Origin of the sequence: Thiomicrorhabdus sp. Milos-T2 (genome assembly GCF_000702325.1) — a bacterium.
Classification (GTDB): Bacteria; Pseudomonadota; Gammaproteobacteria; order Thiomicrospirales; family Thiomicrospiraceae; genus Thiomicrorhabdus.
The window spans coordinates 1683240-1699462 of the sequence record NZ_KL370891.1 but is presented as its reverse complement, the minus strand read 5'-3'; the positions used below and the strand labels follow the sequence as shown (position 1 = coordinate 1699462).

The following is a 16223-nucleotide window of genomic DNA, read 5'->3' as shown; positions in this document are numbered from 1 at the left end:
CCTCAATATAAACCTACTTGGAAATTAGAATGAAAAAAAGTTTTACCTTAGTATTCGCTTTGGCTGCAGGAGTTTCCCTTTTAGCTGGGTGTTCAACATCAAAACCACTGGTTGAACCTTATATGGCGCCAATGGAATCTGATTATTCTCTTCATAAAAACTGGCAAGTTAAGTTAGAGTCAATGCCAAATAGAGATTCCGAAGGGCTGTTTTTTTCTGAAGATGATAAAAGTATTTATGTAGCAACGGAAACCGGTAATTTGGTTTCTTTAATTAAAAGTAATACTTCACGTTGGTCAGATCAAGTTCAATGGGAGTCAAAATTTGATTCACCTATTGTTGCCGGGCCAACCTTAAATAATGGTCGACTTTTGATTGGGACATCAAAAGGTCAGTTAATTTCTGTATCCGCAAAATCAGGTGAGTATTTATGGCAGAGTCAACTTTCAAGTGAAGTCATGACTCGTCCACTAGTTGCAGACCGTAAAATCTTCACAAGAACGGTAGATGGTAAGCTTTATGCACTAAATGCTAAAACAGGGAAGGTCATTTGGGTTGTAGAACATCAAATGCCAAACCTATCCTTAAGAGGTGCACCAGCTCCTGTTTATGCTGATGGTAAACTTTTTATTGGTTGGGAATCAGGAATGGTTCAAGCGTTATCAGCTAAATCAGGTGCCTTATTATGGGAAACTAGAATTGCTGTACCTAAAGGCAGAACTGATCTAGAACGTATCGTTGATGTTCAAGCAAATTTAATCATTAAAAATGATCGTCTATTTGTTTTGGGTTATCACGGCAAGTTTGCATCTATCAATCCTGAAAGTGGTAATTTTTACTTTGTTAAAGAACTTTCAGGTTATCGAGACTTTGTCGTTGATGATTCTTCAGTTTATGTGGTTGATGAAAAAGATGTACTGCACGCATTTGATATGTTTAGTGGCGTTAGTTTATGGAAGCAGAATGCTTTTAAAAATCGTTTAGTGGGTGATTTAAGTATAGCTAAGGAAGATATTTTAGCGGTTGATGGTTGGGGTTATTTACACTGGCTTAATAAAACTCAAGGGGTTGAAATTGCTCGTGCTAAACACAGTAATGAATATGGAGATGGGAATCGTATTTTACGAGTTTTTTCGGAAGGAAATAGAATTTATTTACTTGATGATGAAGGCGTAATTACTAGTTATGATGTGACACCATCTGACTTAAAGCTATTCAAAATTGAACACGAAGATACGCAAGCAAAAGCACCTGTAAAAGAACAACCCGTAACAGAACAAACTCAGACAGATAAACAATCTGGTGATGACAAAACTAAAAATGATGAAAGCTCTAAAAAAGACGATTCATGGTGGAATTTTAAACTGTCAGATTTCTGGCCGTTTTAAGGTAAATATATAGAATGAGCAAACCTGTAATCGCCTTAATAGGGCGTCCAAACGTAGGAAAGTCTACGCTATTTAATCGTTTAACTCGCACTAGAGATGCGATTGTCGCTGACTACCCAGGCTTAACCCGAGATAGACAATATGGAACTGGGCGCTTAGGTAAAGCTCCTTATATTGTGGTTGATACAGGTGGTTTAAGTGGCGAGATAGAGGGAGTAGATCCTCTTATGGCGGATCAGGTTCGTGCCGCCTTGGAAGAAGCGGATGCCGTTCTTTTTCTTGTCGATGGACGTCAGGGTATTGTTCCTGCTGATGAGGTTATTGCTAACTATATTCGCCAGTTTGATAAACCTGTCTATGTTCTGGTTAATAAAGCGGAAGGTTGTGATCAATCTTTGATTACTTCGGATTTCTTTCAGCTAGGTCTAGGTGACCCTTTAACTATTTCTTCAGCTCACGGTGACAATGTTGCGGATGCAATAGATCATGTTTTAAGTGAATTACCAGAACCAGATGTTGAAGATGACTTTGATCTAGACGACCACCCTGGTGTTAGGGTTGCAGTTGTTGGGCGTCCTAATGTGGGTAAATCAACCTTAATTAATCGTATGATTGGTGAAGATAGAGTTGTAGCCTTTGATATGCCGGGGACCACTAGAGACAGTATTTTTGTTCCTTTTGAACGTGATGGAAAACCTTATACATTAATTGATACGGCAGGGATTCGTCGTCGTAAAAATATAAAAGAAAAAATTGAAAAGTTTAGTATTATCAAAGCAATGGAAGCTATGGCTGACTCTCATGTGGTTATCGTGCTTATTGATGGTTCTGAAGGGTTAACGGATCAAGATTTAACTTTGTTGGGGTTAGCCATTGAATCAGGCCGTGGATTAGTTATTGCGGTTAATAAATGGGATAACTTATCTACCGAACAAAAAGATTGGGTTAAAAATGAGCTAAGTTTTCGTATTCAGTTTGCTGACTATGCTAAACAACATTTAATTTCTGCCCTTCACGGAACAGGTGTTGGTGATCTTTTTAAAACGATTGATGCGGTTCACTTAGCAGCATTTAAACGTGTTTCCACATCTGATTTAAACCGAGTTTTAGAACAAGCTGTTCTTGATCATCAGCCACCATTGATTGGTGGGCGTAGAGTAAAGTTAAGATACGCACATTTAGGTGGATTAAATCCTCCAAGAGTGATTGTTCATGGAACGCAAGTTGACAAGCTTCCCGCGGCCTATACGAAATATTTGGTAAATGTATTTCGTAAAGCCTTTAAATGGGTAGGGACTCCTGTAACTGTTGAGTACAAAGCAGCCGCTAACCCTTTTGAAGGCCGAAAAAGTAAACCTAGTTCGCGTCTTTCAGGTCGTCAAGAAAAGTCTGAAATGAAAGCGAAACTCAAGAAAAAGAAAAAGCCAACTAAAAGACGTAGTTAAATCCAATTTTATTAACTTAAATATTATGTTAATACTTGTCGTGATTAATTTAAGTTTTAGTAATTTATAATTCTAAATATTGAGACCTTTTAAAGGTCTTTATTTGTCTAATCTCATAAACAAAGAGTTTAATCAATATCATGAGTCCAAATCCGACTAAACGTATTCGAGAAATTCCTTATAACTATACCTCATTCTCAGACAAAGAAATTGTATTGAGATTTTTAGGTGAACAGTGCTGGACGACAATAGAATCATTACGTCAAACTCGTAATACCGGGCGTTCTGCTCGTATGTTGTTTGAGGTTTTAGGTGACATGTGGGTGGTTAGTCGTAACCCATATATTCAAGACGATTTAATCGAGAACCCTAAACGTCGTGATGCTCTTATAAACGCTCTAAAGCACCGACTTAAAGAAGTAGAAAAACGTCTAAATGGAAATGAGACAGCTGCTGAATTGTTAGGATCTACTCGTAATGCCGTTATTGAGTTTGAAGAATGGTTTCCTAAGCAAGTTCTGCTTCGTCAAAAAGTGCTGAAACGTTTAAAAAAATGTACTCGTGAAGACAATGTTGATTTTAGTGGTTTAGCTCGTGTTTCACATGCGACAGATGCAACTGATTGGCGTGTTGAATTACCGTTAGTGGTGCTATCTCCAGATACAGAGCAAGAAACCATTGAAATGGTTCAGGCATGTATTGATTTAGAGTTAACCATTATTCCACGTGGTGGAGGTACAGGTTATACTGGTGGTGCGATTCCTTTGCACCAGAATACCGCAGTAATTAATACTGAAAAACTTGAATTTATGAGTTTAGTGGAACAAGTTGAATTACCCATGATTGGTAAGGTTCCAACGGTACGCACTGGAGCGGGTGTGGTAACTAAACGTGTAGCTGAACAAGCTGAGCGTTTTGGTTATGTATTTGCGGTTGATCCAACGTCACATGATGCCTCCACCATTGGTGGAAATATATCCATGAATGCTGGTGGAAAAAAAGCGGTTTTGTGGGGGACAACTCTTGATAACTTGGCTTCATGGAGAATGGTTACTCCAGATGCTAAATGGTTAGAAGTCGAGCGTGTTAATCACAATTTAGGAAAGCTACAAGATCAAAATACGGTTATTTTTGATATTCGTCGTTTTGAAAAAGATGGTAGTACTCAGATAGGCGAAACCGAACGTTTAGAGATTCCGGGTTCAGGTTTTAGACAAGCAGGCCTGGGTAAAGATGTTACGGACAAGTTTTTAAGTGGGTTGCCAGGTATTCAGAAAGAGGGGTGTGACGGCTTAATTACCTCATCAAAATTTATTGTGCATCGTATGCCATCTCATACTCGTACTGTATGCTTAGAGTTTTTTGGAACCGATTTAAGTTTAGCGGTTCCTGCTATCGTTGAAATCCTTGATTATATTGAGTCTAAGAAAAAAGAAGGTATCTTAATTGCAGGGCTAGAGCATTTAGATGATCGTTATATTAAAGCCGTAAAATATAATACAAAAGCCAGTCGTAAAGAACTTCCTAAGATGTTACTTCTTGCTGATATTTGTGGCGAAAATGGCTTTGAAGTTGCGAATACTTGTACTGAAATTGTGGCATTAGCCAATAAACGAAATGCAGAAGGTTTCATTGCAGTAAGTGATGAAGCTCGTAAACGTTTTTGGTTAGATCGTTCACGTACAGCGGCGATTTCTTCACATACTAACGCCTTTAAGATCAATGAAGATGTTGTTATACCGCTTGATAGATTGAATGAATACAATGTTGAAATTGAGAAAATCAATATCGAGATGTCTATCAAGAACAAGGTTGATATTTTGAATGCTTATATTGAATACTTTGAAGGTGATATTCCGGAATTTAGTCAGGCAGATGATTTTGAAGATATCTCTGGTCCTGCTAATTACTTTAGAGGTAAGGTTGAAGAAACGCTAGAACATTTTAAGACGGTTAAGGCTCGCTGGTTAGGTAAGTTAGAACGTTTACATAGCCCAGCTAATGAGTGTTTGGATCTTTTAGCAGAGGAGTTTCATGTAAATATCCGCGAAGGTGATACTTTAGCTGGTTTATTCTTACGTCGAGAAACCGTACTTTCTTATAGAACTGAAGTAAAAGAATTTTTGGCAAAAACCTTCCTTGGCCATGATTTTGAGGCGTTACATAATAAGTTAGATACGATTCATGCAGAGATTCGTAATGCACGACTTTTTGTTGCTTTACATATGCATGCTGGTGATGGAAATATTCACACCAACATCCCTGTTCATTCAGGAAACTATGAAATGGTGCATCTTGCTGAAACATTAGTTGACCGTATCATGGAAATTGCTCACCGATTAGGTGGTGTTATCTCAGGAGAGCATGGAATAGGGTTAACTAAATTCCAGTATTTAGAGCCTTCTAAGATAGAAGCTTTTGTAAAATACAAGAAAGAGGTTGATCCAAAAGGCCATTTCAATAAAGGTAAATTATTACCTGGTTCAGGTTTAGATAATGCTTATACACCTTCATTAAGTTTAGTCAATCAAGAAGCGATTATTTTAGAAGCCAATGAGCTTGATGAGCTTAATAATGATATTAAGGATTGTTTACGTTGCGGTAAATGTAAACCTGTTTGCCAGACGCATATTCCAAGAGCAAATTTACTTTATTCTCCACGCAATAAAATTTTAGCAACAGGGCAAGTGATAGAAGCCTTTTTGTATGAAGAGCAAACCCGTCGTGGTATTTCATTACAGCATTTTGATGCTATGAATGATGTGGCTGATCATTGTACAACCTGCCATCACTGTGAAGCACCTTGTCCTGTAGATATCGATTTTGGTGATGTTTCTATACGTATGCGAAATATCTTAACTAAAATGGGTAAAAAACGTTTCTCTATTACCACCAAAGCTGCTTTATGGTTTCTAAATACTAAGAATCCAGTGACCATTAAACTGATGCGTAAAGCAATGATTGGTTGGAGTGCAAACTTTATTACTCTGGGTAACAAAATGTTCCGTTCAATGGGGCTGGTGAAGAAAGACTCAACTAGCTATATACCAGGAAAATCTTCAAGCATTGCTCCTGTTCAACAGCAGGTCATTAATTTTGTGAAGAAACCTCTTAACACTGGGCCTAATCAACCAACCATGCGAGCGGTGCTTGGACTGGAAGACAGCACCATTGTGCCTATTGTTTCAGACCCTGCTAAGGTAAATGAAGATTCTGATGCAGTTTTCTATTTTCCTGGCTGTGGTTCTGAAAGACTGTTTAGTGATATTGGTATGGCTACTATTGCTATGCTTTCTGAAGCGGGAGCTCAAACTGTATTACCACCTGGATATCTATGTTGTGGTTATCCTCAAACGGCGGCGGGTCAAGAGGAGAAGGGTAATCAGATTACGGCGGAAAACCGTGCCTTGTTCCACCGTGTTGCTAATACCTTGAACTATCTTGATATAAAGACGGTCATTGTCTCTTGTGGTACCTGTTACGATCAGCTTACTAAGTATGAGTTTGGACGTATTTTCCCTGGATGTCGTTTATTGGATATACACGAATATTTAGAAGAAAAAGGGATTGCTCTAGAAAATGCAACTGGAACGAAATATCTATACCACGCACCATGTCACGATCCTATGAAATTGCGTGAAGGTACAGATGTTGCGAAGAATTTGTTAAAAGCCGAAGAAGTGCAGTTAAGTGATCGTTGTTGTTCTGAAGCTGGTACATTAGCAACTTCTCGCCCTGATATTGCCGAGCAATTGCGCTTTAGAAAGGCCGAAGAGCTTAAAAAAGGCATTATTGAGTTAACGGGTGAAGAAAAGGCTAAAGAGGGTAATGTTAAGCTTCTTACTTCATGTCCGGCATGTCAGCAAGGTCTTAATCGTTATGAGGGTGAGACCGGTTTAAAAACTGATTATATTGTTGTTGAATTGGTTAAAAATCATAATGGTGATAGTTGGAAAGAGGACTTTATTGCTAAGCTACAAAAAGGCGGGGTAGAGAAGGTCTTACTTTAAGATAGAACTTTGTATGCTATTCAATAAAAAAGCGCCAATAAGGCGCTTTTTTATTGAATAGCAATGTTGTTAAAGTTTATTGTGCTGCGTAATACGCTGCTAATTCTTTAACCTCTGCATCTGTCAACCCTTTTGCAAAAGCCGCCATGGTTGCATCTTTACGGAAGCCATCACGGAAGTCTTTTAATTGCTTTTCTAAATAACTGGCATGTTGACCGGCTAATTTAGGAAAGTTAGGTACAACGCTATTTCCGTTAGCACCGTGACAGCCAACACACATTGCTACTTTAGCAGGAGTAGCAGGTGCTTCAGCTTGAACATTTGCTGAAATAAGTAAGCCTGTTGACAATGTTGCAATCAGTAGTTTTTTCATATTGGTTCTCTCTTGATATTGTCGTTTGAAAGCTTTTATGAGAGGGATAAGCAAAAAAAATTGGTGAAATTAAACCATTAATTCTTTTGAGTCCATCTCGTGCAAAGTTCTCAGTTTGTTTACATCACTTAATTTAAAGCGATAGGGCGATTAAATCAAGTCTAAAAAATAAGGCTTTGCCTAAATTCATTGTACGAGTGTATTAACTATCTAATTTGTAGGCAAAAAACTGTAGGCAAAAAAAAACCACCTAAGGCAAAACCCAAGGTGGTTTTTATACGTTAAGCTCTAAAATTATAGAGAAGAAACGTATGCAGCGATGTTTTCCATGTCTGCATCAGAAAGACCAGCAGCCATTGGAGCCATCATTGAAGTCATAGGACCCATTTGCTCACCAGCTTTATACTTGTGAAGCTTAGCTACGATATCAGCAGCAGCTTGACCAGCAAGCTTAGGACCAACACCACCTTCAGCAGCGGCACCGTGACAACCTACACAAGTAGCGTAAGCTGATTGACCAGCAGTTGCATCACCAGCTTGAGCAGCTGCTCCGAAAGAAACTAAACCAGCCGCAGCTAGTGCAATTAATGTATTTTTCATTTGTACTCTCCTAAAGCACTGTTAAAAAGTTTCGGGCTTTAACCCTGGATGCAATTACATACGAAATGGCAGCTAGAGTCAAGAAAGAAGACTTGAGTAACTCTTAAATTTATCGAAAACTCTGTATTCATTCGCAAGATGTTATTTAAACAATCAATAAACAACAAATAGATCTTGAATATCGGTTTGTTTTGAAAAAAATAATGAACTAAATAATAATGATTCAATCACGTTATCTTATTTGAATGATAGACTTATTAACAATAAAAAATTAAAAGAGAATTGGAGTTTATTATGATGTATATACGCCTGTTACTTGTTGCTTTGGTTTTAACCGTTATTAGTTGGTTGATCCTAAACGCCATAAGAAAACCCGTTAATATTGGGTTTGTATTTTTATTTTGGGTTGCAACCATTTTGGCAAGTATGGCGTTTTTATATTTAATATCGGTTTGGTTTGTAACCCCTTAGTTACATAATATTAACTTAGTGAGACCTTTGTACGAGAGTATGCACGAGTAAAAATGGTTAAAATTTGTCTGATTTTTGTTGTACCCCAAGGGTACTTCCGTTGGACGACAACTTGCGAATAGCTAGCTATTCCCTGCGCTTTCCGCCGCAATCAGGTAAATTTTACCTCATTTTTCTTTCGTACCTATCTAGTGCAAAGGTCTCTTAGTTACATAACCTTAATAAGGATTAAGTCATCTTAAGACTGTTCAGTTTCATTGCTCTTAAACTCTTCTAATAAACGTTGAAAACTTTGATATCGACTAAGTGCAATTTCATCTTGGTCGACGGCAGCCTTTATGGCACAGTTTGGTTCAATAGAGTGGCTACAGTTTTTATATTTACACAGGCCTAGAAATGGAGAAAAGTCTGGGTAATAACTTTCTAGCTCTGAAAGAGAGCAGGGTGCGGGGCTAAACTGTCTGACACCTGGCGAATCGATTAAGTTTCCGGTAGCTAAAATTTCTCCACTAGAGGCATCTGGTTTGTTTAAGTGATATAAAATGCTATTCGTTGTTGTATGTTTACCTAAGCCAGTCGCTTCAGATAAGTGTCCCACTCTAATGTCTAAATCGGGAATCAACGCATTGATAAGTGAAGATTTTCCTGCACCTGATGATCCTACAAAAACACTGTTTTTACCGGCCATAAATTCTTGCAAGGTTTCTAAACCTTCGCTTGAAACGGTTGAAGCAGGAATAAGCTCTATACCCATAGAATCATAGGGTTCTAGTAGTTCAGCTACGGCTTCCCAGTCGTCTTCATTATTTAGTAAATCAACTTTGTTAATGATAATAATGACGGGAATGTTGAGTTGATTCGCCGCGATTAAATAGCGGTCAATCATGTCGGGGTGAATGCCTGGAACAACCGGCATAACAATCCCAATAAAGTCTATATTAGCGGCAATCATCCGGGTTTGCCCTCTAAAGCCAGGCCTGCTAAGTTCATGGGTGCGAGGTTCAACTCTAACCACGACACCGGTGTTCTCTTCTAAATCACTTTGCCAGACCACTTTGTCGCCAGCAACTAATTTACCAAGGTGTTGGCGAATAGCACAGCTATGATTTTCACCATTACGGTCTTCCACAAGTACACGTTTACCAAAACTAGTAATGACCAGGCCTGGTTGTTCTTCTCCCAGTTGAGATAGGTTATTGGTAGGGATGTTTTCAGCTTTTTCCGATTTTTTAGAACGATTCTTATCCGCAACTCGTCGTTTTTGTTGGTGCGTTAACTTACGTTTAGCCATTGGTCTTTTTCACTTTTTTTACATTCCCGACTCTTGTAAGGGTCTATTTGAATGAATTGTGTCAATTTAGTCTAGCAAAGCATTAATTTTGGCAGCCATAATCATATCGTTCATCGTCAAACCTTTAGCGCTATGAGTGGTTAAAGTGATCTCACAACGGTTATAGTCAAAGCAGATTCTTGGGTGGTGGTCTTCTTTATTTGCTAGCCAGGTGACAGCATTTACAAAAGCAATGGTTTGGTGGTAATTTTTAAAATTGAAGGTTTTTGCAATATTTGCATAGCTTAAAGGGGCTTCCCAGCCTTCTAAAATACTTAAATTGCTTTCAATGGTGGGAATAATAATGGGTTTAGTGCCTTTTGGCATGTCTTCGCAATGTTGACTTAATAATTCTAGAATCAATGGAGATGGATTGCTCATAAGTATTTCCTAACACTATTTATTGGTCTTGTAAGAGTTTTGCACAAGTTCCTTTCGTACAAAGCTCAAGTTTATAAAATATTTGAGACCTTTGCACGAGATAGATGCGAAAGAAAAATAGGCGTGAGTACCCCTTGAGGGTAAAAAATTTGCCTGATTCTCGACTTACCCCTACGGGCGTCGAGTTCTTCGTTTGCGGCGGAAAACGTAGGGAATAGCTAGCTATTCGCAAGTTGTCGCCTAACGGAAGTGCCCTTGGGGTACAACAAAAATCGGGTGGATTTTTACCTCAAGGGGCACCTAGAACCATTTTTACTCGTACATACTCTCGTGCAAAGATCTCATTTATTCTGAAGTTTTATTTTGCTTAGCAAGAGACTTTAGATGATCTATACGAATCTTTGCTGGTGGATGGCTATCATGGTAAGCCGAAAACAAAGGGTCTGGGGTTAAAGTACTTGCATTGTCACGGTACATTTTTAACAATGCTGAAATTAAGTGTTCAGCACCTACATGTTGTGCCGCAAAAGCATCGGCTTCAAATTCGTGTTTACGACTTTTAAATGCACCAATAGGTCCCAGAAAAAAGAACATAACCGGTATCGCGGTCATAAATAATAATAGAGCAATAGCGGGTGATTGACTGACCATTCCTAAGCCTGAGTAAAACTCGGGTAATTGAATGAGCCAGCCCAATAACGCTAAACCAATTAAGCTATAAGCGGTACCTTCAATTAAACGTTTACGAATATGACCATGCTTAAAATGCCCTAATTCGTGTGCAAGGACGGCCTCTACTTCTTCAGGTGTAAGGCTTTCTAATAAGGTATCAAAGAAAACAATACGTTTGTTTTTACCCATGCCGGTAAAGTAGGCGTTACCATGACCCGAGCGTGATGAACCATCCATAACAAAAATACCATTAGACTCAAAGCCTGTTCGTTCTAATAAGTTGGTGATTCGTCTTTTCATTTCCTCATCTTCAAGCGGTGTAAATTTGTTGAATATAGGCGCAATCCATTTTGGGTATGCCCACATAATAATTAACTGAAAACTCATCCAAACAACCCAAGTATAAAACCACCAGGCCTGGTCGATAAATTGAGTCATTATGCTTAATATCACCCATATTAATGGTAGGCCAATTACCAATATTAGTACCCATTGCTTGAATAAATCACTAATAAATTTCATTGGAGTGGTTTTATTAAAACCGTACTCAGCCTCAATTTTAAAGGTACTTAATAAAGTAAATGGAAGGTGAAGAATAGACAAAATCCATAAGGTGGAAAGCAAAAAACCAACTTCTAGCCAGATATTTTCAAGTCCGCTTTGTAGCCATGCAGAATAGATACTTTGAAAACCTCCCCCTAAAGTCATTAACCATAAAATAGCGGCATCATAAAATAGCCCTAAACGGCCAAGTTGTAATTTTGCACGGCTATAATCAGCGGCTTTTTGGTGTGCCTCTAAACTTACTGTTTGACTAAAGTCTTCAGGTACTTGATTACGGTTTTTTCCAATATGAAATTGATTTTTAATGTTTAACCAAACTTCAATAAAGAGGTTAATAAATAGTGCGCTTAAAAAGAGCGTGGTAATCCAATTCATAATCTGCCTATTTCTATGTTTATATCTGTTTTTTGATGATTCCTGATTGTGGGAATCAATGTGTTTTCTGTTTAAATTCTACGTTAAGATAAGCGCATATTGTATGTTAAGAGCTAGTGTCGTGATAGGGAATCCTTTAAAAAAAGCGTAAAGCTTCTAATTTGAGACCTCTGTAAGAGTCAAAGAATGGTTAAAAAGATTATAGTTCTTTGTCTTACATCCCTCGACTCGTGCAAAAGTCCCTATTTCAACCGCCTTTAAAGCTCTACTGAAGTGATGAGAGATAAAAAAATGAAGTCAGAAAACAATTTAATTTGGATTGATTTAGAAATGACCGGGCTTGAGCCTAAAACCCATAAAATAATTGAGATAGCGACGGTTGTTACCGATAGTGAGCTGAATGTTTTGGCGGAAGGTCCTGTTATTGCCGTTAAAACTGAACAAGCTGAATTAGATTTAATGGATAACTGGTGTGTGACTCATCATGGTAAATCGGGACTAACTCAACGAGTGCAAGAGAGTCAGGTTTCAATGCAAGAAGCTGAACGTCTTACCATTGAGTTTTTACAGAACTATGTTCCTGCGGGGAAATCTCCGATGTGTGGCAATAGTATCTGTCAAGACCGACGTTTTATGGTTGAACAGATGCCTTTATTAGAAAGATTTTTTCATTACCGAAATTTAGATGTAAGCACCCTTAAAGAACTTTCGCGTCGTTGGGCTCCAAAAGTGTATCAATCACATAACAAGAGTGGGGCGCATTTAGCCTTGGCAGATATTATGGAATCAATTGATGAGCTAAATCACTACCGTAAATATTTGCTAAGACCTGAGTATCAAAAATAATAATCCTTATTTAATTTTAAATCCTTAAAGTGATTGATAATCATAATAATGAAATGAGTCTTGAGCTGCAATTTAATGCCAAAAATAGGTTAAAGACCTATTAACGAGAGCGTTTATATTGCAAGTAAGTATTAAAACATTAATATTTAAGGCTCTTTTGTCACAAAAACTGTCTAAAAGTCTTTAGTTGTGGTTCTAAAAGGTTACAAAATCTTATATAATTCCTCCCTTCCCGCTTTAAAACATTAAGTGGTGATTTTTAACTAATATTAGGTATTTTTCTGCGTTTGAATTCCAAGATTTTATCTTGCTATTTCTAACCATAGACCTTTGCAGCTATTCTTGTGTAAAGCTCTTAGTTTGTAAAAATACCCCATTACTAAGAGGAACTAAGTTGTGGAAATGACTGGTGCCCAAATCCTGGTACATTATCTTCAGGACGAGGGGGTAGAGCATATATGGGGTTATCCAGGTGGTGCAGTATTGCCCATCTATGATGCCCTTGATACTGACGGTGATGAGTTAAATCATATTTTAGTGCGTCACGAACAAGCAGCAGTTCATGCTGCTGATGGTTATGCGCGTTCTACAGGTAAACCAGGAGTGGTCCTTGTAACTTCGGGTCCTGGTGCGACCAATGCCGTTACAGGTATTGCAACCGCTTACATGGATTCAATTCCAATGGTATGTATTACTGGTCAGGTGCCTACGGCATTGATTGGTTTGGATGCATTCCAAGAAATTGATACCGTTGGGATTACAAGACCAATCGTAAAACACAACTTCTTAGTTAAGGATGTTAACGAACTTGCTGATACGCTCAAAAAAGCGTTTTATTTAGCAACAACGGGCCGACCTGGCCCAGTTGTAGTTGATATTCCAAAAGATATCCAAACCGCCAAAAGCTCCTATGTATATACACAAGAAGTTGATATGCGCTCCTATATGCCTGTAACAAAAGGCCATAGCGGACAAATTAAAAAAGCTGTTGAAATGATGCTTTCAGCTAAACGTCCTATTTTATATTCTGGTGGAGGTACTGTTCTAAGTGATGCTTCGGCTGAACTAACAAAACTAACCCACAAATTAGGTTTCCCAATTGTGCAAACCTTAATGGGATTAGGGGCTTTCCCAGCTTCTGACAAACAAGCGTTAGGAATGCTAGGAATGCACGGGACTTATGAAGCAAACCTTTCAATGCATAACAGTGATTTGATTATTGCTATTGGTGCTCGCTTTGATGACCGTGTAACCGGTAATTTAGAGAAGTTTTGTCCTGACGCTAAAATCATTCATGTAGATATTGATCCGGCATCAATTTCAAAAAATGTGATAGTCGATATACCGATAGTTGGTCCAGTTAAGCAAGTGTTAACTGAAATGAATGCCATTTTAGATAAAACTGAGCTTAAATCAGATGAAGCGGCGTTGGCTGACTGGTGGACGCAGATTGAAGAGTGGCGAGCAACTAAGTGTCTGCGTTATGACACAACAGGCTCTAAAATAAAACCACAAGCTGCGGTTGAAGCGGTATGGGAAGTCACTAATGGCGACGCTTACGTTTCTTCAGATGTTGGGCAACATCAAATGTATGCTGCTCAATATTATCCATTTGATAAACCTCGTCGTTGGATTAATTCGGGTGGATTAGGAACAATGGGCTTTGGTCTGCCTGCAGCAATGGGTGTACAAATGGCTTTTCCTGATGCTGTCAGTATCTGTGTAACGGGTGAAGGCTCTATTCAAATGAATATTCAAGAGCTGTCAACTTGTCTACAGTATGGTTTACCCGTCAAAATCATTTGCTTAAATAATGGTTTTCTAGGTATGGTTCGTCAATGGCAAGAGTTCTTTTATGAGCGTCGTTATTCAATGTCATACATGGACTCGTTGCCTGATTTTGTCAAGTTAGCCGAGTCTTACGGGCATGTTGGTGTTCGAATTGATGATCCTAAAACAATGAAAGAACAACTTGCAGAAGTTTTCTCTGATAAGAATAAAGACCGTTTGGTTTTTGTTGACATCATGACGGATCAACAAGAAAACGTTTACCCAATGATTCCTGCTGGTGCAGGTCTTAATGAAATGATTTTGGTATAGGTGTAAAGCAATGAAACATATTATTTCAATGTTAATGGAAAATGAATCAGGAGCGTTGTCTCGTGTTTCCGGTCTGTTTTCAGCACGCGGCTATAACATTCATGCGTTAACTGTTGCACCAACTGAAGACGATTCAATCTCTCGATTAACGTTAGTAACGAGTGGAACGGCGGCTCAGATTGAGCAGATTGTTAAACACTTGAACCGCTTAATTGATGTTATAAAAGTACTAGATTTAACGGAAGGAGCGCACATTGAGCGTGAACTCATGTTAATTAAACTTTCTGCAACAGGTCAAATGCGTGATGAGTACAAACGTTTAGCAGATATTTTTAGAGGCGATATCGTGGATGTAACGGCAACCACTTACACCGTGCAAATGGTGGGTGAATCTAAAAAGTTAGATGCTTTTATCAGTGCAATTGATCCTGTGTTGATTTTAGAAACGGTACGTTCAGGTACTGTTGGCGTTTTACGTGGAGAAAAGTGTTTACACGTATAGCTAAGTCGTTGATAATGCCCGCATAACTTTAATGGGCATTTCAAACCCTCAATTTTTTAATTTTAAAAGTAAATATTAATTAGTAACAAGCAATACCTTTTTAAAGGTGTGCAATTAAAGTAAGGATATAACAATGCAAGTTTATTACGATAAAGACTGCGATTTATCAATCATTCAAGGTAAAAAAGTAGCTATCATTGGTTTCGGTTCTCAAGGTCACGCTCATGCAGCTAACCTACAAGATTCTGGTGTTGATGTCACTGTTGGTCTTCGTGCAGGTTCTTCATCAATCGCTAAAGCAGAAGGTTACGGTCTAAAGACTGCTGACGTTGCTACTGCGGTTGCAGGTGCTGACGTTGTTATGCTTCTTACTCCAGATGAATTCCAATCAGTTCTTTACAAAGAAGAAATTGAGCCTAACATCAAGCAAGGTGCTGTTTTAGCTTTTGCACACGGTTTTGCAATCATCTATAACCAAGTGGTTCCTCGTAAAGATTTAGATGTAATCATGGTTGCTCCAAAAGCTCCTGGTCACACAGTACGTTCAGAATTTGTTCGTGGTGGTGGTATTCCTGATCTTATCGCCGTACAGCAGGATGCTTCTGGTAATGCTAAAGCAATCGCTCAATCTTATGCTTCAGGTATTGGTGGTGGTCGTACAGGTATCATCGAAACCACTTTCCGTGATGAGTGTGAAACTGACTTATTTGGTGAGCAAGCGGTTCTGTGTGGTGGTGCTGTTGAACTTGTTAAAGCTGGTTTTGACACACTTGTTGAAGCTGGATATGAACCAGAAATGGCATACTTCGAGTGTTTACACGAGCTTAAGTTGATTGTTGACCTAATGTTCGAAGGTGGTATTGCTGATATGAACTACTCAATCTCAAACAACGCTGAGTATGGTGAGTATGTTACTGGTCCACAGGTTATCAACGATGAGTCTCGTGCGGCAATGCGTCAAGCACTTAAAAATATTCAAACAGGTGAATACGCTAAGCAATTCATTCTTGAAGGCCAGTCTGGTTACCCATCAATGACTGCTGCGCGTCGTAACAACGCTGAGCATGGCATTGAAGTAGTTGGTAAGAAACTTCGTGGCATGATGCCTTGGATTGCGAGTAATAAAATCGTAGACCAAGACAAAAACTAAAAAGGTTTAGTTTGTT

At 38.6% G+C, this 16223-nt stretch carries 13 protein-coding genes; 8 read left to right on the top strand and 5 right to left on the bottom strand.

Annotated elements, in window-relative coordinates; translation table 11 throughout:
• The first annotated feature begins 29 nt into the window (after positions 1–29).
• The 3 genes from bamB to BS34_RS0107760 all read left to right on the top strand — a co-directional run bounded on the left by bamB (position 30) and on the right by BS34_RS0107760 (position 6843).
• Positions 30–1388 (top strand): outer membrane protein assembly factor BamB, encoded by a 1359-nt coding sequence (gene bamB / locus BS34_RS0107770; RefSeq protein ID WP_084151592.1) that lies wholly within the window; start codon positions 30–32, stop codon positions 1386–1388.
• Between the two features lie 14 nt (positions 1389–1402).
• A complete protein-coding gene (gene der / locus BS34_RS0107765; protein WP_029407961.1) occupies positions 1403–2833 on the top strand; it encodes a ribosome biogenesis GTPase Der in 1431 nt (476 codons plus the stop codon).
• Between the two features lie 140 nt (positions 2834–2973).
• Positions 2974–6843 (top strand): DUF3683 domain-containing protein, encoded by a 3870-nt coding sequence (locus BS34_RS0107760; RefSeq protein WP_029407960.1) that lies wholly within the window; start codon positions 2974–2976, stop codon positions 6841–6843.
• A gap of 76 nt (positions 6844–6919) precedes the next feature.
• On the opposite strand, the gene BS34_RS0107755 is transcribed toward BS34_RS0107760, so the two are convergent.
• A complete protein-coding gene (locus BS34_RS0107755; RefSeq protein ID WP_029407959.1) occupies positions 6920–7216 on the bottom strand; it encodes a c-type cytochrome in 297 nt (98 codons plus the stop codon).
• Between the two features lie 294 nt (positions 7217–7510).
• Positions 7511–7816, bottom strand: coding sequence for a c-type cytochrome (locus BS34_RS0107750; RefSeq protein ID WP_029407958.1), 306 nt, complete (start codon positions 7814–7816; stop codon positions 7511–7513).
• Positions 7817–8110: 294 nt separating this feature from the next.
• Between BS34_RS0107750 and BS34_RS12980 the strand changes: the two genes are divergently transcribed.
• Positions 8111–8287 carry a hypothetical protein gene (locus tag BS34_RS12980; RefSeq protein WP_158660991.1) on the top strand — a complete coding sequence of 59 codons (177 nt, stop codon included), beginning with the start codon at positions 8111–8113 and terminating at the stop codon, positions 8285–8287.
• Between the two features lie 238 nt (positions 8288–8525).
• Here the strand turns inward: BS34_RS12980 and rsgA are convergent, their stop codons facing one another.
• From rsgA to BS34_RS0107730, 3 genes are all read right to left on the bottom strand, one after another.
• Positions 8526–9578 carry a ribosome small subunit-dependent GTPase A gene (gene rsgA / locus BS34_RS0107740; protein WP_029407956.1) on the bottom strand — a complete coding sequence of 351 codons (1053 nt, stop codon included), beginning with the start codon at positions 9576–9578 and terminating at the stop codon, positions 8526–8528.
• A gap of 66 nt (positions 9579–9644) precedes the next feature.
• On the bottom strand, positions 9645–9998 hold the full coding sequence (locus tag BS34_RS0107735) for a 4a-hydroxytetrahydrobiopterin dehydratase (RefSeq protein ID WP_029407955.1): 354 nt from the start codon (positions 9996–9998) through the stop codon (positions 9645–9647).
• Positions 9999–10343: 345 nt separating this feature from the next.
• The gene (locus BS34_RS0107730) at positions 10344–11609 is read right to left on the bottom strand and encodes a M48 family metallopeptidase (protein ID WP_029407954.1); all 1266 of its coding nucleotides are present in this window, start codon (positions 11607–11609) and stop codon (positions 10344–10346) included.
• 291 nt (positions 11610–11900) lie between these two features.
• On the opposite strand from BS34_RS0107730, the gene orn reads away from it, so the two are divergent.
• The 4 genes from orn (at position 11901) to ilvC (ending at position 16207) form a co-directional block, all read left to right on the top strand.
• On the top strand, positions 11901–12455 hold the full coding sequence (gene orn, locus BS34_RS0107725; RefSeq protein WP_029407953.1) for an oligoribonuclease: 555 nt from the start codon (positions 11901–11903) through the stop codon (positions 12453–12455).
• Positions 12456–12851: 396 nt separating this feature from the next.
• On the top strand, positions 12852–14555 hold the full coding sequence (locus tag BS34_RS0107720; RefSeq protein WP_029407952.1) for an acetolactate synthase 3 large subunit: 1704 nt from the start codon (positions 12852–12854) through the stop codon (positions 14553–14555).
• Between the two features lie 10 nt (positions 14556–14565).
• Positions 14566–15057: an acetolactate synthase small subunit gene (gene ilvN, locus BS34_RS0107715; protein WP_029407951.1), complete on the top strand. Its 492-nt coding sequence runs from the start codon at positions 14566–14568 to the stop codon at positions 15055–15057.
• Between the two features lie 133 nt (positions 15058–15190).
• Complete coding sequence (gene ilvC / locus BS34_RS0107710; RefSeq protein ID WP_029407950.1) at positions 15191–16207, top strand: ketol-acid reductoisomerase; 1017 nt, start codon at positions 15191–15193, stop codon at positions 16205–16207.
• Positions 16208–16223: the final 16 nt, after the last annotated feature.

Coding starts and splice junctions, on each gene's coding strand:
- bamB (WP_084151592.1), top strand. CDS start 30: ATGAAAAAAAGTTTTACCTTAGTATTCGCTTTGGCTGCAGGAGTTTCC.
- der (WP_029407961.1), top strand. CDS start 1,403: ATGAGCAAACCTGTAATCGCCTTAATAGGGCGTCCAAACGTAGGAAAG.
- BS34_RS0107760 (WP_029407960.1), top strand. CDS start 2,974: ATGAGTCCAAATCCGACTAAACGTATTCGAGAAATTCCTTATAACTAT.
- BS34_RS0107755 (WP_029407959.1), bottom strand. CDS start 7,216: ATGAAAAAACTACTGATTGCAACATTGTCAACAGGCTTACTTATTTCA.
- BS34_RS0107750 (WP_029407958.1), bottom strand. CDS start 7,816: ATGAAAAATACATTAATTGCACTAGCTGCGGCTGGTTTAGTTTCTTTC.
- BS34_RS12980 (WP_158660991.1), top strand. CDS start 8,111: ATGATGTATATACGCCTGTTACTTGTTGCTTTGGTTTTAACCGTTATT.
- rsgA (WP_029407956.1), bottom strand. CDS start 9,578: ATGGCTAAACGTAAGTTAACGCACCAACAAAAACGACGAGTTGCGGAT.
- BS34_RS0107735 (WP_029407955.1), bottom strand. CDS start 9,998: ATGAGCAATCCATCTCCATTGATTCTAGAATTATTAAGTCAACATTGC.
- BS34_RS0107730 (WP_029407954.1), bottom strand. CDS start 11,609: ATGAATTGGATTACCACGCTCTTTTTAAGCGCACTATTTATTAACCTC.
- orn (WP_029407953.1), top strand. CDS start 11,901: ATGAAGTCAGAAAACAATTTAATTTGGATTGATTTAGAAATGACCGGG.
- ilvN (WP_029407951.1), top strand. CDS start 14,566: ATGAAACATATTATTTCAATGTTAATGGAAAATGAATCAGGAGCGTTG.
- ilvC (WP_029407950.1), top strand. CDS start 15,191: ATGCAAGTTTATTACGATAAAGACTGCGATTTATCAATCATTCAAGGT.